28 protein-coding genes and 1 pseudogene are annotated in these 17,164 nt (G+C 34.5%); 6 read left to right on the top strand and 23 right to left on the bottom strand.

The features are described 5' to 3' along the window. The first annotated feature begins 6 nt into the window (after nucleotides 1-6). A complete protein-coding gene (locus C568_RS36525) occupies nucleotides 7-216 on the top strand; it encodes an IS3 family transposase (protein ID WP_081623636.1) in 210 nt (69 codons plus the stop codon). Between the two features lie 59 nt (nucleotides 217-275). Here C568_RS36525 and C568_RS34835 read toward each other — a convergent pair whose 3' ends face one another. From C568_RS34835 to C568_RS0120520, 4 genes are all read right to left on the bottom strand, one after another. Beyond that, nucleotides 276-422, bottom strand: coding sequence for a hypothetical protein (locus C568_RS34835; RefSeq protein ID WP_016116306.1), 147 nt, complete (start codon nucleotides 420-422; stop codon nucleotides 276-278). 92 nt (nucleotides 423-514) lie between these two features. Next, a complete protein-coding gene (locus C568_RS0120530) occupies nucleotides 515-742 on the bottom strand; it encodes a hypothetical protein (protein WP_003200265.1) in 228 nt (75 codons plus the stop codon). A 245-nt stretch (nucleotides 743-987) separates the two neighbouring features. After that, nucleotides 988-1,440 (bottom strand): TlpA disulfide reductase family protein, encoded by a 453-nt coding sequence (locus C568_RS0120525; protein WP_003200263.1) that lies wholly within the window; start codon nucleotides 1,438-1,440, stop codon nucleotides 988-990. Nucleotides 1,441-1,468: 28 nt separating this feature from the next. Next, entirely contained in the window at nucleotides 1,469-2,011 is a 543-nt protein-coding gene (locus tag C568_RS0120520; protein ID WP_016116309.1) for a peroxiredoxin, read from the bottom strand. Between the two features lie 197 nt (nucleotides 2,012-2,208). Here C568_RS0120520 and C568_RS0120515 point away from each other — a divergent pair, with 197 nt between their 5' ends. Beyond that, nucleotides 2,209-2,841: a VC0807 family protein gene (locus tag C568_RS0120515; RefSeq protein ID WP_018782575.1), complete on the top strand. Its 633-nt coding sequence runs from the start codon at nucleotides 2,209-2,211 to the stop codon at nucleotides 2,839-2,841. 164 nt (nucleotides 2,842-3,005) lie between these two features. Here C568_RS0120515 and C568_RS0120510 read toward each other — a convergent pair whose 3' ends face one another. The 9 genes and pseudogenes from C568_RS0120510 to comGA all read right to left on the bottom strand — a co-directional run bounded on the left by C568_RS0120510 (nucleotide 3,006) and on the right by comGA (nucleotide 7,838). Then, nucleotides 3,006-3,206, bottom strand: coding sequence for a YqzE family protein (locus C568_RS0120510; protein WP_016116311.1), 201 nt, complete (start codon nucleotides 3,204-3,206; stop codon nucleotides 3,006-3,008). Nucleotides 3,207-3,241: 35 nt separating this feature from the next. Continuing rightward, complete coding sequence (locus C568_RS0120505) at nucleotides 3,242-3,739, bottom strand: shikimate kinase (protein WP_003200427.1); 498 nt, start codon at nucleotides 3,737-3,739, stop codon at nucleotides 3,242-3,244. A gap of 156 nt (nucleotides 3,740-3,895) precedes the next feature. Continuing rightward, nucleotides 3,896-4,270 (bottom strand): competence type IV pilus minor pilin ComGG, encoded by a 375-nt coding sequence (gene comGG, locus C568_RS0120500; RefSeq protein ID WP_018765812.1) that lies wholly within the window; start codon nucleotides 4,268-4,270, stop codon nucleotides 3,896-3,898. Beyond that, the gene (gene comGF, locus C568_RS0120495; protein ID WP_018782574.1) at nucleotides 4,267-4,818 is read right to left on the bottom strand and encodes a competence type IV pilus minor pilin ComGF; all 552 of its coding nucleotides are present in this window, start codon (nucleotides 4,816-4,818) and stop codon (nucleotides 4,267-4,269) included. Before comGF ends, comGG begins: the two co-directional genes overlap by 4 nt. Continuing rightward, complete coding sequence (gene comGE, locus C568_RS35660; RefSeq protein ID WP_231398946.1) at nucleotides 4,715-5,032, bottom strand: competence type IV pilus minor pilin ComGE; 318 nt, start codon at nucleotides 5,030-5,032, stop codon at nucleotides 4,715-4,717. The genes comGF and comGE overlap by 104 nt, the downstream gene beginning before the upstream one ends. After that, nucleotides 5,013-5,456, bottom strand: a pseudogene (gene comGD / locus C568_RS0120490) (competence type IV pilus minor pilin ComGD); the annotation flags it as partial. The gene comGE and the pseudogene comGD, both read right to left, overlap by 20 nt. Further along, nucleotides 5,453-5,755, bottom strand: coding sequence for a competence type IV pilus major pilin ComGC (gene comGC, locus C568_RS0120485; RefSeq protein WP_003200417.1), 303 nt, complete (start codon nucleotides 5,753-5,755; stop codon nucleotides 5,453-5,455). The gene comGC and the pseudogene comGD, both read right to left, overlap by 4 nt. A gap of 12 nt (nucleotides 5,756-5,767) precedes the next feature. After that, nucleotides 5,768-6,808 carry a competence type IV pilus assembly protein ComGB gene (comGB, locus tag C568_RS0120480; RefSeq protein ID WP_029427561.1) on the bottom strand — a complete coding sequence of 347 codons (1,041 nt, stop codon included), beginning with the start codon at nucleotides 6,806-6,808 and terminating at the stop codon, nucleotides 5,768-5,770. Beyond that, nucleotides 6,795-7,838 (bottom strand): competence type IV pilus ATPase ComGA, encoded by a 1,044-nt coding sequence (comGA, locus tag C568_RS0120475; protein ID WP_006096020.1) that lies wholly within the window; start codon nucleotides 7,836-7,838, stop codon nucleotides 6,795-6,797. Before comGA ends, comGB begins: the two co-directional genes overlap by 14 nt. A gap of 205 nt (nucleotides 7,839-8,043) precedes the next feature. On the opposite strand from comGA, the gene C568_RS0120470 reads away from it, so the two are divergent. The 3 genes from C568_RS0120470 to C568_RS0120460 all read left to right on the top strand — a co-directional run bounded on the left by C568_RS0120470 (nucleotide 8,044) and on the right by C568_RS0120460 (nucleotide 10,624). Beyond that, nucleotides 8,044-8,739 (top strand): helix-turn-helix transcriptional regulator, encoded by a 696-nt coding sequence (locus C568_RS0120470; protein WP_003200412.1) that lies wholly within the window; start codon nucleotides 8,044-8,046, stop codon nucleotides 8,737-8,739. A 139-nt stretch (nucleotides 8,740-8,878) separates the two neighbouring features. Continuing rightward, complete coding sequence (locus C568_RS0120465; RefSeq protein ID WP_006096019.1) at nucleotides 8,879-9,121, top strand: DUF2626 domain-containing protein; 243 nt, start codon at nucleotides 8,879-8,881, stop codon at nucleotides 9,119-9,121. 87 nt (nucleotides 9,122-9,208) lie between these two features. Continuing rightward, nucleotides 9,209-10,624 (top strand): L-cystine transporter, encoded by a 1,416-nt coding sequence (locus C568_RS0120460; RefSeq protein ID WP_003200409.1) that lies wholly within the window; start codon nucleotides 9,209-9,211, stop codon nucleotides 10,622-10,624. 60 nt (nucleotides 10,625-10,684) lie between these two features. Here the strand turns inward: C568_RS0120460 and C568_RS35655 are convergent, their stop codons facing one another. The 5 genes from C568_RS35655 to C568_RS0120440 all read right to left on the bottom strand — a co-directional run bounded on the left by C568_RS35655 (nucleotide 10,685) and on the right by C568_RS0120440 (nucleotide 13,165). Beyond that, the gene (locus C568_RS35655; RefSeq protein ID WP_231398944.1) at nucleotides 10,685-10,849 is read right to left on the bottom strand and encodes a hypothetical protein; all 165 of its coding nucleotides are present in this window, start codon (nucleotides 10,847-10,849) and stop codon (nucleotides 10,685-10,687) included. 32 nt (nucleotides 10,850-10,881) lie between these two features. Further along, a complete protein-coding gene (locus C568_RS35650) occupies nucleotides 10,882-11,154 on the bottom strand; it encodes a hypothetical protein (RefSeq protein ID WP_231398942.1) in 273 nt (90 codons plus the stop codon). Nucleotides 11,155-11,183: 29 nt separating this feature from the next. Continuing rightward, nucleotides 11,184-11,825 (bottom strand): HD domain-containing protein, encoded by a 642-nt coding sequence (locus C568_RS0120450; RefSeq protein WP_018782571.1) that lies wholly within the window; start codon nucleotides 11,823-11,825, stop codon nucleotides 11,184-11,186. 21 nt (nucleotides 11,826-11,846) lie between these two features. Next, entirely contained in the window at nucleotides 11,847-12,671 is an 825-nt protein-coding gene (locus C568_RS0120445) for a DUF4037 domain-containing protein (protein ID WP_018782570.1), read from the bottom strand. Between the two features lie 278 nt (nucleotides 12,672-12,949). Next, nucleotides 12,950-13,165 carry a DUF3912 family protein gene (locus tag C568_RS0120440; RefSeq protein ID WP_026008571.1) on the bottom strand — a complete coding sequence of 72 codons (216 nt, stop codon included), beginning with the start codon at nucleotides 13,163-13,165 and terminating at the stop codon, nucleotides 12,950-12,952. A 251-nt stretch (nucleotides 13,166-13,416) separates the two neighbouring features. On the opposite strand from C568_RS0120440, the gene C568_RS0120435 reads away from it, so the two are divergent. Continuing rightward, the gene (locus C568_RS0120435) at nucleotides 13,417-13,728 is read left to right on the top strand and encodes a hypothetical protein (protein WP_003200402.1); all 312 of its coding nucleotides are present in this window, start codon (nucleotides 13,417-13,419) and stop codon (nucleotides 13,726-13,728) included. Nucleotides 13,729-13,770: 42 nt separating this feature from the next. Here C568_RS0120435 and C568_RS0120430 read toward each other — a convergent pair whose 3' ends face one another. From C568_RS0120430 to C568_RS0120410, 5 genes are all read right to left on the bottom strand, one after another. Beyond that, the gene (locus C568_RS0120430; RefSeq protein ID WP_003200401.1) at nucleotides 13,771-14,259 is read right to left on the bottom strand and encodes a hypothetical protein; all 489 of its coding nucleotides are present in this window, start codon (nucleotides 14,257-14,259) and stop codon (nucleotides 13,771-13,773) included. A gap of 13 nt (nucleotides 14,260-14,272) precedes the next feature. Next, nucleotides 14,273-15,250, bottom strand: a complete 978-nt coding sequence (locus C568_RS0120425; protein ID WP_018782569.1) for an HD domain-containing protein — start codon at nucleotides 15,248-15,250, stop codon at nucleotides 14,273-14,275. A 3-nt stretch (nucleotides 15,251-15,253) separates the two neighbouring features. Next, nucleotides 15,254-15,631 carry a nucleoside 2-deoxyribosyltransferase gene (locus C568_RS0120420; RefSeq protein WP_003200399.1) on the bottom strand — a complete coding sequence of 126 codons (378 nt, stop codon included), beginning with the start codon at nucleotides 15,629-15,631 and terminating at the stop codon, nucleotides 15,254-15,256. Between the two features lie 104 nt (nucleotides 15,632-15,735). Beyond that, nucleotides 15,736-16,008 carry a DUF3966 domain-containing protein gene (locus tag C568_RS0120415; RefSeq protein ID WP_026008572.1) on the bottom strand — a complete coding sequence of 91 codons (273 nt, stop codon included), beginning with the start codon at nucleotides 16,006-16,008 and terminating at the stop codon, nucleotides 15,736-15,738. An 80-nt stretch (nucleotides 16,009-16,088) separates the two neighbouring features. After that, a complete protein-coding gene (locus C568_RS0120410; protein ID WP_018782568.1) occupies nucleotides 16,089-17,147 on the bottom strand; it encodes an undecaprenyldiphospho-muramoylpentapeptide beta-N-acetylglucosaminyltransferase in 1,059 nt (352 codons plus the stop codon). Nucleotides 17,148-17,164 lie beyond the last annotated feature (17 nt).

Raw genomic sequence — 17,164 nt, 5'->3', positions numbered from 1 at the left:
GCTAGTATGTCTCGGAAGGGAAACTGTTGGGACAATGCTTGTATAGAAAACTTCTTCAGCCACTTTAAGTCAGAGTGTTTTCATTTATACTCTTTCCGTAAAGCTGATGAGGTTAAATTTGCCGTGCGCAAATATATACACTTTTATAATCACCAAAGATTTCAAAAGAAATTAAATAACCTGAGTCCATATAAATATAGAACTCAGGTTACTTAGTTGTGCTTTTTGAATACAGTCTACTTGACAGGGGTCACTTCAATGAGAAGGAGCTTTTCTTATATTTTTCCATTATACTTTCGACCATCGTTATGTTCTTGTTGCTTCTTTTCTGTCATTCGCTTTTGATATTCTCTATCTTTTGCACTCACATGGTTTGCATCTGTTGGAAGATTTTTCTTCGAACGCCCTACACCATTACTCATCTTTTTCACTCCTTGCCCTTTTAAATTCCTCCTTATTTTCAGCTATAGAAGCATTCCTTATTCATTAAAATAAGAGAAGCTTTTCGCTCCTCTTATTCCTTCACATATTTCTGAAACATATCGTGTAAGCCTTGATTTACGAGATGAGAGATCTGTTCGTCAGATTTATGTGGATAACGATCACGCAACCTGATAGATGCTTTCACCATTAAATTTTCTAATACAGAACGGCCACCTGCTCCATAAATAATTTCAGCATATTCTACAAGCCTTCCGTCCTCTAATGTTGCTGGATTATGATTAAAGAAAAATTTACTCATTGTCTCCACCTCTCTTTTTTGATAACGTTTACATTTATATAGATTATTTATGTTATTTATTTCACAATATTGTATGCATGTATAGATGATTAGTTTCATTATAAAACAACATGACGATAGGAATAATGTATTTTTTCGTCAATTTTGTGAACAAATTTTTAAAAAATGAAAGCGTTTTAATTATTATATAATAAAAAAGATTACCACGCTAGGGGCAATCTTTTTTATTTCTACTAAACTATAACTTACGCTTCGTTTGCTTCGTTTAGTACACGCTCAAGACGTTTGCGAAGCATTGGCATACCGCTGCCGCCTGCTTGGAAATGACGAAGTTTTCCTTCTTTATCAAATACGTAGTAAGCAGGAACATATTTATTTTCAAATGCATCTGTGATCGCATGTTTACTATCAACTAAAATTGGTTGAATGATATCGTGGCTTTCTGCCATTTTTTCAATTACTGCTAAGTCTAAATCTTCTTCTGAGCGAGGCATATGAACTGCTACAACGTTTAAGCGATCATCATACTCATCACGTAATTCATTTACTTCTGGCATTGCTTCTTTACATAAGTAACAGCTTACAGACCAAAAGTGAATTAATGTTGGCTTATCTCCAATTAAATCTTCACGCGTTACTGCGTCGTTTAAAATTTCTGTTGCACCTTCTAATGATGGCATTTGTTCACGTAATTTCATTCTATCTATTCCTCCTACGACTTATAAATTATAGAGTTTCTTGTCCTGGTTTCCAATTTGCTGGGCAAAGGCCGCCTGTTTGCAATGCTTGTAATACACGTAATACTTCGTCTACTTCACGTCCAATATTGTTATGGTGTACAACTTGGTACATTAATTCGCCTTCTGGACTAATGATGAATAATCCACGTAGTGCGATTCCTTCATCTTCTAATAACACGCCGTATTCGCTTGATACAACATGGTTTGTATCAGCTGCTAATGGGTAACGTAAGTCGCCTAAACCATTCTTTGTACGATCTGTGTTAATCCATGCTAAATGTGTGTGTACTGTATCTGTAGAAACACCGATTACTTCCGCATCTAAATCTTCGAACTCATCGTAGCGATCAGATAGTGCAATGATTTCTGTTGGACAAACGAAGGTGAAGTCCATTGGATAGAAATATAATACTGTCCATTTATCATTTTTCATGTTTTCTTCTAAACTAACATTTTTAAATTCTTTATTTGGCATTACTGCACTCATTTCGAAACGTGGTGCTTGTTTCCCTACTAAACGTTTTGTCATATCTATATTCATCCTCCTGAAGCTAATTGAGATTAATTTCTAATTTGTAATGATTACAATTTGTATTATATACAAGTTATCAAATTAAAGTCAACACTAAATTAAAATAATTTTAATTTGATTACAATTATCAATTAATCTTGTACAATATTCAGAAATTGTATTGTAAAATATATCTATAACTAAGGAGGCACAAAATGAATCAAAATAAGAAAGCTATATTCGATATTGTATTTTATCTCGTCTTCCCTTTTCTCATTTGGAAATTTGCAAAAACGCATATTGATCCTTATTATGCAATGCTTATTTCCTCAGTACCGGGAATTCTTTATACACTGTACTGCTTTAAGAAAGAAAAGCAGTTCAACGTTACAGGGTTCTTTATTCTTATTACCCTTATTGCTAACACGACAGTAGACTTACTATCTGGTTCTGCTGAGAGAATGCTATGGAATGACGCATATTATCATATCGTACTCGGATGCATTGTCATCTGTACAATCTTTATTAAAAAACCACTCATGTTATATTTCGCAGCTGATATCGCAGCCTTGCAAGGACATGACCGAGATAAGAGCCGCACTCTTTACCGTGACAAACGCATATATCCAGCCTTGCAATATTTAACACTATTTTTTGGTCTCCAATTCATTTTAAAAAGCTTTTTAAAAATCTATTTCATTTCTGTTTTTGGTGTAGAAGGATATGGTGAAATGAGAGCACTCATGACCGCTGTTGGCTGGGGAATTTCCATATGTATTGGGATAGGATTTGTATGGGTTAATAATAAAATACACTCAGTAACTGAACAGAAAGAATCTACACAATAAGTTAAAAACTATCATAAGAAATAATAAAAATCCCCCTGTACAATATATGTACAGGGGGATTTTTATAGGTTTATCTGTCGAATCGATGACAAGTATACACTCATCGCAAAAATTGTACTATACCGCCCAGCATCATTACTAGCGGTAAATCATTCCAATTTTTATTAACTTGATTTTTTTCGTTTCTTCTTAACGTTTTGATAAAACAAAGCAGCGCTAAGCGGCATCATACCGAACCATCTATTTAAAAACGGCGCTTTTTCAGCACGGCGCTGCTCTTTCTTTTGCTTTCGATCCTCTTTTGGAGCATCCATATACGATACAAATTGTTGCGTCATAAAACGCACATAATCATTAGTAGACATATCATCACCTCTACTTGATTAGTATGTCCACTTTTTTACGCATTAATCTTACGCAGTAGCTCCCCCATAATCTCTTCCACACTTTTATTTGTCGTATCAATATATATATCCGCTTCTTCATAATATGCCCGGCGGTTCTCAAACTTCTCCACAAACGCCTCAATATTTTCTTTTTGAAATAATGGACGTGTCGTATCTTCACGAAGGCGCTCTGCAATAACATATGGATCACAATATAAATACACGACGGTTCCATTCTCTTTCATCCACTGACGATTCTCTGCGCGTTCCACGATGCCACCACCCGTTGTAATAATTACATTACTCGTTAATAACGAACGCAGCATTTCACTTTCATATTGACGAAATGCATTTTCCCCTTCTTCTGCAAAAATATCACGAATTTCCTTCCTTTGCTTCTCTTCAATTTTTTGATCTGTATCTACAACTGGAATATGGAGTTGCTCACTTAGCATCCTCCCAATTGTTGTTTTTCCGGCTCCCATAAAGCCTGTTATGTAAATGGATTTCATTTTGTTACCTCTTTTCTGTCTGTTTAATTATTTGTATTATAACGAAAGATAAGCTAACGTGGTTTATTTTATATACTACTTGCACAAATTAATAAAAAATGTTTTGTCCTTAATTTGTTATCAAGAACAAAACGTAATGGTCATGTAACTTCTTCCTCATCTCTCTTCCACCCAATTCATAACTCTTTTATTTATTTTATCGTACTGAAAGTTCACTTTATAAGAGCGATTTTGTTTCGTCATACACTGCAATGCGACAAATATAATTTCATTTTCAAATACATAATTCCCGCTCGCTTCACCATTTTCGTATCGAAACGAAAATACTGCATTTTGTTCTTTTTCCTGCAAATCATCCTTTATAGAGGAGACTGCTTGATCAGCAATCTCTTCTAACAAAAATTTTTGCTGCGCCTCCTTATAAAATCTTTGATCAGATTTCAACATATTTATTTCATATATAAAGAATGAAAATAGTAAGAAGAGAAGAATTAACGTTCCCGGCATCGCAAAACCATCTTGTTTTCTCATGTCTTCAACTCAATGGGTGTGTAGCGCGTTGCTACACCGTGATACATTTTACCGCTTATATCTTGCACATGTATAATTAACATATAAGGTGTTAAGTCATAAAAAACCGAATTTACCTTTTGTAATAGAATTTCCATTCCTAACGTATTTACTTTTCTCACGATATTATTTCCTAACATTTCATATGTTACATTCGCACCGTTACTCATTTGAAAAAGTATTAGAGCTTCTTTATTCTCTAACTCGACACCTTTCCCGGTTTTACTCTCTCGAAACTCTAATTGTACTTGTTCCAGGAACACATTCCATTCCCAACTGTTTATTTGCTTTGAATATGGTTTCTCGATAAATAAATTATGGAGGCGCGGCACAAGAAGAAAGAAAATAGATAAAAACAATAAACATAACATCATTTCTAATAACGTAAATCCTGCTTCTACCTCTTTACTTTTTGACATGACGACATTGTTCCATCCTTCTTTGTTTGGTATCTTTCCAAATTGTACAAACTTCTTCTTCCCGCCAATGTATCCAGTACACAACGCCATCTATCGCCTCCTCTTTTTGCTGCTTTAGCTGATTTTGATACATATATAGTGCTGCTTCCCTCTTCAACAATGAATGTGCTTTATACCGAAATTGAATATTTTTTCTTTCTTGCATGATGAGGAGTGTTTGCGGAAGTAATAGCGACACAGCCATCATTAATAAACTTAACGATACAAGCATTTCCAGCATAACCGATCCTTTTTGACACTTCACGATACGTAAATCTTCCTCTCCCAAGTTGAAATACAATTTCATAGGTGCGTGAGCGATAAGAAAGTAGAATTGTACCAGCTTTGTTTATATTTCCATTTGCATTATAGGTCATTGGATTTGGAAAAGTATTCAAATCAATTTTTATATCTCGTTCATATTCCCGGATAAAAAGGGAACGCTCATCCCCAGATTCCCAAATACTGTACATATGTTTCTCAGGACTCCATCGCAGCATATGAAGATTCCGGCGGTTTATAGCTAACTGCTGCATATACAAAATATCTTGTGAAAATTGCTTCAAAAACTGCTCTACCTTTTGCTTTTCATATAACGGAGCAACATTAAAGTAAGTGACGACGCTTAATATAGAAATGATGAATAAGACAAGAAGCATCTCTAAAAATGTAAATCCTTTTTGTTTCACGATTTACCAACAGATACTGTGCCGTCCTCACTTGAAATACTAATCGGTTCCCCTTTTGGACACGTTGTAGAAGTAATATACTTTTCTTTCACTAATTCATCTACTGTTGGTATCTTATTCTTTTCTAATTGATAAGCTTGCACTTGCGCTTCGACAGACTTCACGTATGCATCGCAACCTTTTCCTTGTACGGAAGAGCGCTGTTTAATTACATTTGGAATAATTAATAAAAGTAATACTGAAATAACGACCATCACTAATAACATTTCTAAAAGAGTAAATCCTTTTTCATTTTTCATTTAAACTACCTCCTAAATAGAATTCATCATTTGAAACATCGGCATAATCATCGCTAAATACATAAGAACAACAATTATACCAATACATGTAAACAAAAGTGGTTGAATAATGACTAAAATACGTTGAATCTTTCCTTCCATTTTTTCAATCGTTAATTCACTATAGTCTCCTAATTCTGTCGCTAAGTTTCCGTTTGCTTGTCCATGCGCAATCACGTAAGACAGTTCCTTCTCGTAATAACCGCTCTTCATAATAATAGAATCCAACTGTTCTCCCGCGATTAATAATTCTTCAATTCGAGTGGCTTCACATTGAAAAAACGGGTGATGTTTTTGTTCAACCATTAACGTTAAGGCTTCTAGTACCGATAGTCCTCCTTGTAATAAGCCGCTTAATTGAACAGAGAAATAATGAGAATTTGTTAAAATAAGAAATGTTTTTATAAGAGGAATACAAATCATAATATTCATTCTTTGAACTGGGGGAAGTTTTTGTATATAAAATACATATATACATGTTCCTAAAACGAGGCAGAGAAAAAATCCTCCAATCATGTACGGAAGCATTCGAATAAGGAGCATAATATGATCGGTAAATGAAACAGAAGAAGCGCGCAAGGAACTATATAATGTTTCAAATTGTGGAAGCAAAACGAAATTGAATACAGCAAGTATCCCTAATAGAAAAAAAGATAAAAATATCGGGTAACGAAGCACTTTCATCATATCTTTTTGATGTTTATCTTTTCTATGCAGTAGTACACTTCCTTGTTGCAACGCAAAAGAAATATCCCCATGCCGCTGTGCATAGAATAAATAACTTAATATGTCTGGATGAAACATAAGTTGGTGAAAAGCATCATGAATGCTTCGACCATTTTTTAATTCTTCTGCAATATGTTGCAATTGAATTTGTTTTTGAGAAGATAACTGAAACTGCAGAAACTCCAATGCTTGCAAAAGTGAATAGCCCTTTTCTAACAATTCCCCAAGTCTTCTTAATAACAAGACTTGTTCATGTAATCGCCACCCTTTTCGTTCAAACATAAACATCCTCTTCTAAAAAGCCTAAGGCATATCCTTTTCTTATACATGATTGCAACGTTTCATAATGATAGGTTACACGCTCTCCATTCGCTTCACAAATAGCTTTTTTCAATTCATGGCCATATAACAACTCATAAACGCTTGCTTGCCGCACTTGCCTCATTGCTTTACATAACGGTGAACATTTCCCTTTGCAAAATGGACACTTCAATTCAACAAGACGCTGTGCTGCCACAGCAAGCAATGATTGCTCAATTTCTTGCCGCGTAATCCCATAGTCCATCAAACGTAACACAGCTCCTTTTGCATCGTTTGTATGCAATGTTGTCATTACTAAATGGCCTGTTAAACTCGCACGCACAGCTACTTTTGCTGTTTCTTCATCACGAATTTCACCAACTAAAATAATATCAGGATCATGGCGCAAAATCGCTTTTAAACCAGTTGTGTACGTGATACCTGCTTTTTCATTAATCTGAATTTGTAACAAGCCATCCTTTCTCTTTTCGATCGGATCCTCAAGTGTAACAATACGACGTGTTTGTCCCTTTTTGGCTACCTCTAACAAAGCATACATTGTCGTTGTTTTCCCAGATCCTGTCGGCCCAGTAAACACGAGTAATCCATGAGAATGATGTACAAAAGAGAGAAGTGTTTTTGCCGAGCTTGGAAATAAAGAAAGATGGGAAAGTGGTTGAACCGACGCTTGCAAGTGTAAACGAATGACGAGGCTTTCTAAATACACAGTTGGTAGTGTAGAAAGACGCAAGTGCACTTCTTGCCCCTCAATTTGTAAATACAATGATCCATTTTGTGGCTTACGTCTCTCCCCTATATCCATAGATGCTAAAAATTTAAAATGCGAAACAAGTCTTTCTCCAAATTCCTTTCCAATACAATGCTTCGTTACTAAATCTTTTCCAATGCGCAATTGTATGACTGCATCTGCTTGTCGCGGCACGATATGTAAATCGGATGCCTGTAATGCACATGCTTCCTTCATAATTGTATTGGCAAAATGTTCAACACCATTCATAATGATCTCCTCCTCACTATGTATATATCATGCGGAAATATAAAAGAAAAATAGCGACTTTCGTATTTTCAACAGAGAAAAGAGGGAAAATATGTTTGTGAAATTATGAACAATTTCTGAATTATTGACTAAAATTACCTATAAGCAACTTTATCTGTATTATAATGTTATTATCTTGGATAAAGTGATAAAGGTGGAGATCCTCATGGAACAAGCTTTAAAAATTACAGGTGTACTATCTGATCCAACTCGTTATTATATTTATAAATATATTTCTCAAAAACATAGTTACGTAACTGTACAAGAAATCGCAGATGAATTTAATATCCATCCAAACGTAGCACGGCTACATTTATCAAAATTAGAAGATGTCAATATGTTGCGATCTGAAACAAAGAAAACGGGAAAAGGCGGCAGACCAAGCAGATTATATGTATTGTCTGAAGACTTAATTCAGCTACAATTCCCATTTCGCGATTATCAATTATTAGCAAAAATCGCTTTTAATTCATTGCTTAGCCTCGGTGCAGCCGGTGAAAAAGCACTATATGAAACAGGCAAACAATTTGGTAAAGAATTAATGGAACAACATATGCAGCATTTAAACATTAATGAAGATTCATTAACATTAGAACACAAAGTTCAAATTGCAAAAGAAGCATTATCAACTGCTGGCCTATCCCCTTCATTTGAATTAAGCACAGATGGTACACAAATTTTCTATGACGTGTACAATTGCCCATTCAAAGAAGTTGCTGTCCATCATCCTGAAGAAGTTTGCCATATGCATAGCGATATGATGAAGGGAATTTTTGAAATCCTATTTCCGGGCATGGAATTAACACGACATGATAATTTATTAGACGGATGTAAATCTTGTAACTACAAAGTTCAGCTATAACTTGTTTTTATATGAAATTGTGTCAAAAAGAAGTCAATTTGATTTGGCTTCTTTTCTTTTTTCGCAAATATTTACAATAGTAAGAAAAATAAACTATAATGAAGAGAGGTTTACTTTTTTAGAAAAGGAGGGAGATTGCATGGAGCGCATGTTTCGCGTTCTCGGCTTTTGGACTGGAATTTTCTCGGTTATGTTTTACTTAGGGGATATGCACGCAACTGCACTATTATTTTTAGGACAAACAGGATTCTTCGTACTTTTAAGCTATTTAAAATTAACAGAGCGTATGTATATATACGTATTCGGGGCATATTTAACTGTTTTCTTCATTGGGTTTACATACTATACAACATTTCTACTTGTCCCTGGCGCTGGGCATTAAAAAGATGGCAAATTGCCATCTTTTTTTATTTTCTCTAATTACCTAGTTGACTTATAGGTTTTATTGAAATATATTCTATATAACAGATTGGAATTAGGGGGAATTATCATGAATACACTGCTAGTCGGTATTAACATAGCGGTCATGCTCGTATTAGTTGGCATATTGTATTATATGCAGCGCAAGCATGTATCATTTAATAAACGCGTATTTACTGCTTTAGGGGTCGGAATTGTATTTGGCCTTATCTTACAATTTATCTATGAACCTACTTCTAAAATTATCGTGGATTCGAATAACTGGTTTAGCTTAATTGGTAGTGGGTATGTGAAATTACTACAAATGATCGTTATGCCACTTATTCTAGTTTCTATTATCTCGGCATTTACAAAATTAAAATTAACAAGTAACCTTGGTAAAATTAGCGGACTTATTATTGGAATTTTAATTCTTACAACTGGAATCGCTGCAGCTGTTGGTATCGCAGCAAGCGCAGGGTTTGACGTTCAAGCAACTGGCTTACAACAAGGTGATGCAGAAACGGCTCGCTTAAAATTAGTGGAAGAAAAATTCAGTTCAATTGAACAAACACCAATTCCACAAAAATTATTGGAGTTATTACCTACAAATCCATTTCTTGATTTAACTGGTGCACGTCCAACTTCGACAATTTCTGTTGTAATCTTTGCAGCGTTCATTGGAATCGCCTTTATCGGTGTGAAAAGAAAATATCCAGAACAAGCAGAGTTATTTAAGAAAATGCTTGATGCTGTCTATGCAATTGTAATGCGTATGGTAACATTAATTTTACGCCTTACTCCATATGGCGTATTAGCTCTTATGACAAAAACAGTCGCTGGTAGTGATGTAAGTGCCATTTTAAAACTCGGTAACTTTGTTTTAGCATCTTACGTAGCACTTATCGTTATGTTTGTTATTCACTTATTATTAATTGCTCTTTCTGGTTTAAATCCAATTCAATATTTGAAAAAGGTATTCCCAGTATTAACATTCGCCTTCACTTCTCGTTCTAGTGCAGGTACAATGCCACTAAATATTGAAGCACAAAAAGAAAAACTTGGTGTTTCAGAAGGAATTGCAAACTTTGCTGCTTCCTTCGGGGTATCTATCGGTCAAAATGGTTGCGCAGGTATTTATCCAGCTATGCTGGCGATGATGGTCGCTCCAACTGTAGGAATTGATCCATTACAACCACAATTTATTTTAACTTTAATCGCAGTTGTCGCTATTAGCTCATTCGGTGTTGCTGGTGTAGGCGGCGGAGCAACATTCGCAGCATTAATCGTCCTTTCAACAATGAACTTACCAATCGGGATTGTTGCTCTTCTTATCTCTGTTGAGCCATTAATCGATATGGGTCGTACAGCTCTTAACGTAAGCGGATCAATGACAGCAGGTCTTATTTCTAGCAAATGGCTTGGTGAATTAGATCACGATACGTATAATCAAGATGATGTGAAAAGCGAAGAAGTTGCTTCATAAGAAAGAGAAACTTTCATAAAAAGGAATGCTAATTGATATAGCATTCCTTTTTTTTATTCCTTATACCTGTTTTAAAAAATTTAATACTATTTTAGGAACATCCTCATTTATTTGAATTCCTTGAACAGAACCTTTATCTACATCTTTTGCGATTATAATGTTATTTTTATCATCTACCCAGACTAACAAACTTTCCTTAGAATCATCCTTAAAAATAACTTCCATATTAGCATGTACAGCATCCCTTGCTTTTTTATCTAAAGATATTTTTTAGATGTACCAGCTTTGATTGCTGTAACAATCTGATTTACTAGATCTTCATTATCCGTTCCTGCTTTAGAAATATTATCTTGATCTATCCTCACTAAATTCATTTCTTTTATTTGTTTTTTCTCAAATACTATTGATGTTTCTTTTTCCTCTTTTTGTTCAGTTGATGAAGAAGTTTTTGAAGAACTTGTAATATTGGAACATCCAATTAAACTCAAAAACACTAGAATTATCATAAACAAGCACATATTTTTTCTCATTTCACTCACCCCTTCATACAATACAATTTTTAATACTGAATATCAGTATAAATCGATTCCTCAACTCCCGGAAGAAGTCTGTATACACTCATTCCCATCAAAGATTCTATTTCTTTTTTTATTTCATAAAAACCTTTCCAATGAACAGAAGTGTGAGCATTGGTGCCGTGTCTCAATCCAACTAAAATCAATCTTTTTTCAAGGGTAGTAAATCCCTTTTCATCAGCTAGGGCATCACAAAGAGTAATAACTTTATCGTATAAATCATAGTTACTGTTTGCATTTAATATCACTACAAGCTTCATTTTCATATCTGGAGGAACAAGACTCCAATCAGCCGCGATTTCTATGTCTTTATTCCTACAAGGAAATGAATGTGTTACACATTTAATCGCATTCCCTCTAAATCCTAATTGTTCTAAGTACATGTATCCATCATAAGAATGTATAACAGATTTTGTAAAACCTTTATACCTACCAATGTCATGAAGCAACCCTGCATTATAAGCCAAATTATCATTCACATCATATCCTTGTTTCATAAATTCCAAGATTATGTTTTCAGTAGCTTGGGCAACATTTATCGAATGTTTATACCAAGGTCCAGGATTTTGTTTATATGCACGTTCAAGTAACTCACGTGCATATGCTCTATCCATGATATATTCCATAACACCACCACTCTATCATCATTACTTCACATAACAAATCTGTTTCTTTTGCTCCCAAAGATCCAATTCTGGAATTTGTTTCTCCGCCGAAATCAATACTTCTTCGATTAATAATTCCAAATCCTTCACACTGTTTTCCGGATTTCCCATCAAGATATTCGTCATTCGCTCATAAAGGTTTTCCGGTTTTATTGTCATTCGTTTGATATTAAAAGGCATCCATTTAAATGCAGGGTGATGCACATACATTTTATTAAGGCCGAACAAAACACCAAATACATTCTTCTGTACATCACAAATTACATCGTATAGCATAAGCCAATCTTTTCGTTTTAAAAGTGCTTCACGGTTATGCCAGCGATTACTTAGCAAAAGATTCTCTACAATCATTTGTCTAGAAAGTTCCAATGGATAATCTGCGACTCTATCTTTTAGCCCCCTAATTTTGTCTTCACCATACAAACTCACACCATCATGAATTGAGGCTACAATACATTGTTTCTCATAATCAGTTTCATACTTTTCCACCACATCAGAAATAAAACGTTCAACCGTTACGGATAAAAAGTTACTTATTTCTAATTTAATCCCATCTTTCGTTACATAAGATTCAGACCACTCTTCCTCTTCATACGGATGATACGATAAAACTGTCCCATCAATACGTTTAATAGGCCCTTCACGATCTTCATCTTCTGGCGGTGCTGACCATAAAATATGTAACTCTATATCTGAATTTTCATCTTGCCAGTTTCTTGATACGGATCCTGCTAAAAGAATCGCTTCTACTTTTTGGTTTTGTTTATATATTTTTGCCATATCTATTGCTTTTTGCATTAAGTTCATTTGATTTCCCCCATGTTTGATTATCCATTTGAACATTTTATTGCAGCGTTATTACAATGTTTCTATTTATAGCTTAATGGAAATTTATTACTATATCAAATGATTTTCTTTTATTTCTGAATATTACATATAAAAACTTTCTTCGTTACCAAGTGTATAAACAGAAAAAGGATATATGCTCCTATATTGAGCATAATATCCCCATCATCATTATCTATTGATATAACCTTTTCAAGCACATAATAAAAATAAAAGTTCCTCTTCACAGCCCGTCCCTTTTACAAATAGCCATTGTGTTCGCACCATTCATGAAACTGCCGCACATCTACCCCTACTAAAACGATATCTTTTAGTTCCACATCAACGACTTGATCGTCAATAACAAGGAAAAAACTTGATCCTTCCTGCTTTTCTTTTTGCTTTACAATTCCAATGCGATTCCGATACGGTCCATCTTTTACATACGCTTTTTGTCCTGTAATATCAAAATTCAAAATTCTCACCCCTTTTACTGCGCTCAACTTTGGCATACTACCTTCTCCTCGGAAAGTTTCCTTTCATCACACTATTTCTGTATATATATGATGAAACAGCAAAAGAGTCCTTCCTTTATTACAATTATTTTTTCTTTGTGTCATTTTTATAAATTATACGTGAAAATTAGGAAAAACCGCACTTGGAAACGCTTTCTTAAATTTATTTCATGTTATAATGGAAAAGCAGAACTTCGTAAAGAGGGAGAAAAATGGATATAACAATTATTACAAAAGTAATCGAAGCATTAAAATCATATGGATTTCAAGATGTAACATACTGTGAGGAAACAAAACAATTCTTATTTCATAACCAAACCGATATTATGAGTGGCTATGCAGAAATAACATACAGCAGCCAATTTGAAAAGTTTAACGTGCAAATTCATCCGATTGAAACCCATCATCAGGCAGAGTTACAAGAAGTTGAAAAACACATTCAATCTTGTATACGAAAAGTCGAGTATTTAAATGCACTTCTTACAGGACAAAAAAAATTAACTGACAAAATTATTATTATGTAAAAAAAGAACGTGAGATTATCACGTTCTTTTTCATTTTCACTATTATATACTCATCTTCTCTTTCAATTGTAACCCTGTAACAGACTCTAATACATTCATCGCTTCTCCAATTGTCATATCAAAAATTGTCTTATCTTCTATATACGGAAACTGTCTAAAACGTTTTTCTAACATTTTTACTGCATCCGATGAAAATACTGCACTATCTATACCGAATTCTGTTTCAAGTAGAACAATCCAATCTAAAATATGAAATCCTAACCCATTTACAAATGAAATAAGTTTTTCTTCAGGTTGTGAAGATAGAAATACATAACGTTCCATTTCACTAAAGAGTTCTTCACCTAAAATTTCTGCGAGTTCTTCATCATGTTCACGATTTACAATTTCATCATATCCATAATCGTCTGCAAGTTCTTCTACTTCTTCTCCGTCTGCACAAAGTAGCTGACTACGCAGTGCACCTTTTTTGAATTCACTTTTTTGTATAACTTCTAAAAAGCTTGTTTCCCATCCTTGTTCTAATTTCATATTTATAACTCCTTTATGCTTTCTTTATTTTTAAATATATATTTTGATTGAAGTTCTCTTTCGCATTTTGATTGCATAACCTTACATGTTCAGATAAACGAGACGCTTTATATATTTTACCATTCATATAGACATGTGGATCAATTAAGCGTTCCTTCCCACCCGAGTAACAAATATCATACTCTTGATTATTCTCTTCTACTATTACATTTGGATGTAAAGTAGCCAATACACTCGTTATCTCTTCATCAAGACAACATTTCAATTTTTGAAGCACTACCTCATCATCGCACAAGAAATCTTCAGTATGTATCACATGCTTTTCTAACGCTAGTTGCAAAACTTTTGTTAATACATGATAACTATATGAGCCTAATGGATGTAGAAAAAAATCAATTGTTTCTTTATAATAGACTGTTGTAAACCACTCTGCCGCCTCTAGCGTACTAAGACAGATTTGTTTTTCATGGACAATTAATTGATTTAAAAATGTAAGAACTTCTTGTTTTGAAATCATTCCATATGTATATAAATCGCGAAGTGTATAATCTATACGATCTGCGCATAGAGCTGGTAGTGGTTGTTCCAACAGCATCCATTGTTCCCAGTTTTGAAGCATTTTAGAATCATATCCATACTTTTTCAAAATGAGCGGGATATCCGAGTTTTCAATGACTGTATCAAAAATATGTTCATGATAGTCTTCATCTTTTTTATGTAATACACGATCTACAACGTGTGAAAAAGCAGTATGTGATGCATCGTGAAGCAATGCTGCAATTTGTTCCGCTTCACCCCCACCCAGCATTTTCACAAGAAGCATAACTCCAATTGAATGCTCATAACGAGTTATATTCCACTCTGGTTTTACAAGAAAGCTCGCTCCAACTTGATGAATTTTCTTCAGCCTTTGCATAGCTTCTGTTTGTAATAGTTCTTCTAATACACCGTCTATTTCAAAATTACCGTATATCGTATCATAAACCTGCATGATCTATGCGTCTCCTTTATTCATGACGTATGAAACAAACTCCTCCACTTCCCCTTGAAAAATATCCACTTCTGGTAAATGGTAAAACGTTGTTTGAAGCGGATTGTTTTTATGATACATATAGATTTTCTTCTCTAGCGCAATAGCCATACCTAGCTCCGTGTGACTCCCATTTCCGCCATCTAATAAAAGTAGAAAAACATCAGCGTTTTGTATCGCCTGCTTTTCTGCTTGACCAATCTTCTGTAATTGTTCTCTATTTGTCGCTCTTTCATTTTGAGTCCAATTATATGTATGATGCCATCCCGCTTCTTTCAATTGACTCGCTACAAATTGAACAAGATGTTTGTTTTGAAAACTTGATGCAATATAGAAATTCATATGAATTAGCTCCTTATTTATAAAACCAAAGGAAAACTCCTTTTTTAGCGTTAATGATAATAATAGAGAAGGATTTCGCCAAAAGAAATCCCCACCTTCAAAACTTATTTTGCGTTTAAATGGTGGGGTGCCTCATGCTTTTCTCTTATTTTTTGCTTTTTATCACTTTCATCGGCTAACATCTCTAACTCAGCTGTTATTTCCGATTTTTCTAAGTTTCGTTCTTGTGAAAATTTTCTTGAAATGTAAATAATAACACTACCAACGTATAGCACAAAACATATAATCAGAGCGGTATTTTCATAGAGACTCAGCTCCAACACAGTCACTCCTAATCCATTCGTATTTTCACGCTCAAAGAACTGGAATTCCCCTATTAAATCTCTGTTATTGTAACATAAATAAAGTAATTCTTCGAACCTTTCATTCTACTAAAAAAGACATGATTTTTTAGAAATCACGCCTCCGTAATATATTTCATAATGGTCTGTACTGCTTCTTTTCCACTATACTTTTTTAATTCTTTTTTATACTTCTCACAATTATGATTTAACTCTTCTATATGCTTCATAAGGGATGTCACTGTTACAGTTTCTTCATATAAAACCGCTGCATACCCTTGTCTTTCAAACGATTGTGCATTTAAAATTTGATCTCCGCGGCTTGAAGCTTTCGGTAATGGAATTAAAAGCATCGGTTTTTGCAATGTTAAAAATTCAAAAATCGCATTCGATCCAGCTCGTGAGATGACAAAATCAGTTGCCCCTAACACATCTGGCAATTCTCCGTGCACATATTCAAATTGCCTATACCCTTCTATACCTTGTAACGTCTCGTCTAGATTTCCTTTTCCGCATAGGTGAACAACTTGATAATTTTTAAGGAGCTGTGGCAATGCTTCTCGTACTGTTTCATTGATTTTCTTTGCCCCTAGACTTCCTCCCATAACCGTGATAACTGGTTTTCTAGTATGGAACCGAAGAAAGTGTAATCCTTTTTCACGATTTCCACGTAGCACTTCTTCCCTCACAGGCGAACCTGTATAAACCACCTTTTCTGTTGGCAAATGTTGTGCAGCTTCTTCAAACGTAACAAATATTTTTGAAGCAAAACGGAGTGCAATTTTATTCGCTAGTCCTGGTGTCATATCCGATTCATGTAACAAGACTGGAATACGATTTAACCATCCGCCAATTACTACTGGTACAGATACAAAACCACCCTTTGAAAAAATAACATCAGGTTTTAATTTTCTTATTCGTACATAAGCATCCATAACACCCTTCATAACGAGAAAAGGATCTTTTATATTTTTCAAATCAAAATAACGGCGTAACTTTCCGCTCGCTATACCATAGTATGGAATTCCTTCGTTCTCTATAATCGTTTTTTCAATCCCTTGATGAGAACCTATATAAGAAATATCCCAGCCCTTTTTTTGCAAATGTGGAATAATTGCTAAATTAGGTGTCACATGTCCAGCCGAACCACCGCCTGTAAAGACTATTCTTTTCATACCTCTCCCCCTTCTAC

It is taken from the genome of Bacillus sp. 95MFCvi2.1, assembly GCF_000374965.1.
GTDB classification, from domain to species: Bacteria; Bacillota; Bacilli; order Bacillales; family Bacillaceae_G; genus Bacillus_A; species Bacillus_A pseudomycoides.
The sequence above is the reverse complement of the archived record's forward strand: the minus strand, read 5'-3'. Positions and strand labels throughout refer to the sequence as shown.

Coding starts and splice junctions, on each gene's coding strand:
- C568_RS36525 (WP_081623636.1), top strand. CDS start 7: ATGTCTCGGAAGGGAAACTGTTGGGACAATGCTTGTATAGAAAACTTC.
- C568_RS0120450 (WP_018782571.1), bottom strand. CDS start 11,825: ATGGAATATATCATGGATAGAGCATATGCACGTGAGTTACTTGAACGT.
- comGA (WP_006096020.1), bottom strand. CDS start 7,838: ATGAATGGTGTTGAACATTTTGCCAATACAATTATGAAGGAAGCATGT.
- C568_RS0120470 (WP_003200412.1), top strand. CDS start 8,044: ATGGAACAAGCTTTAAAAATTACAGGTGTACTATCTGATCCAACTCGT.
- C568_RS34835 (WP_016116306.1), bottom strand. CDS start 422: ATGAGTAATGGTGTAGGGCGTTCGAAGAAAAATCTTCCAACAGATGCA.
- C568_RS0120510 (WP_016116311.1), bottom strand. CDS start 3,206: ATGTCTACTAATGATTATGTGCGTTTTATGACGCAACAATTTGTATCG.
- C568_RS0120410 (WP_018782568.1), bottom strand. CDS start 17,147: ATGAAAAGAATAGTCTTTACAGGCGGTGGTTCGGCTGGACATGTGACA.
- C568_RS35650 (WP_231398942.1), bottom strand. CDS start 11,154: ATGAGAAAAAATATGTGCTTGTTTATGATAATTCTAGTGTTTTTGAGT.
- C568_RS0120435 (WP_003200402.1), top strand. CDS start 13,417: ATGGATATAACAATTATTACAAAAGTAATCGAAGCATTAAAATCATAT.
- comGC (WP_003200417.1), bottom strand. CDS start 5,755: ATGAAAAATGAAAAAGGATTTACTCTTTTAGAAATGTTATTAGTGATG.
- C568_RS0120520 (WP_016116309.1), bottom strand. CDS start 2,011: ATGACAAAACGTTTAGTAGGGAAACAAGCACCACGTTTCGAAATGAGT.
- C568_RS0120420 (WP_003200399.1), bottom strand. CDS start 15,631: ATGAATTTCTATATTGCATCAAGTTTTCAAAACAAACATCTTGTTCAA.
- C568_RS0120430 (WP_003200401.1), bottom strand. CDS start 14,259: ATGAAATTAGAACAAGGATGGGAAACAAGCTTTTTAGAAGTTATACAA.
- C568_RS0120445 (WP_018782570.1), bottom strand. CDS start 12,671: ATGAACTTAATGCAAAAAGCAATAGATATGGCAAAAATATATAAACAA.
- C568_RS0120465 (WP_006096019.1), top strand. CDS start 8,879: ATGGAGCGCATGTTTCGCGTTCTCGGCTTTTGGACTGGAATTTTCTCG.
- C568_RS0120515 (WP_018782575.1), top strand. CDS start 2,209: ATGAATCAAAATAAGAAAGCTATATTCGATATTGTATTTTATCTCGTC.
- C568_RS0120525 (WP_003200263.1), bottom strand. CDS start 1,440: ATGAAATTACGTGAACAAATGCCATCATTAGAAGGTGCAACAGAAATT.
- C568_RS35655 (WP_231398944.1), bottom strand. CDS start 10,849: ATGGAAGTTATTTTTAAGGATGATTCTAAGGAAAGTTTGTTAGTCTGG.
- comGG (WP_018765812.1), bottom strand. CDS start 4,270: ATGAGAAAACAAGATGGTTTTGCGATGCCGGGAACGTTAATTCTTCTC.
- comGB (WP_029427561.1), bottom strand. CDS start 6,808: ATGTTTATGTTTGAACGAAAAGGGTGGCGATTACATGAACAAGTCTTG.
- C568_RS0120530 (WP_003200265.1), bottom strand. CDS start 742: ATGAGTAAATTTTTCTTTAATCATAATCCAGCAACATTAGAGGACGGA.
- C568_RS0120425 (WP_018782569.1), bottom strand. CDS start 15,250: ATGCAGGTTTATGATACGATATACGGTAATTTTGAAATAGACGGTGTA.
- C568_RS0120505 (WP_003200427.1), bottom strand. CDS start 3,739: ATGAAATCCATTTACATAACAGGCTTTATGGGAGCCGGAAAAACAACA.
- comGF (WP_018782574.1), bottom strand. CDS start 4,818: ATGGCGTTGTGTACTGGATACATTGGCGGGAAGAAGAAGTTTGTACAA.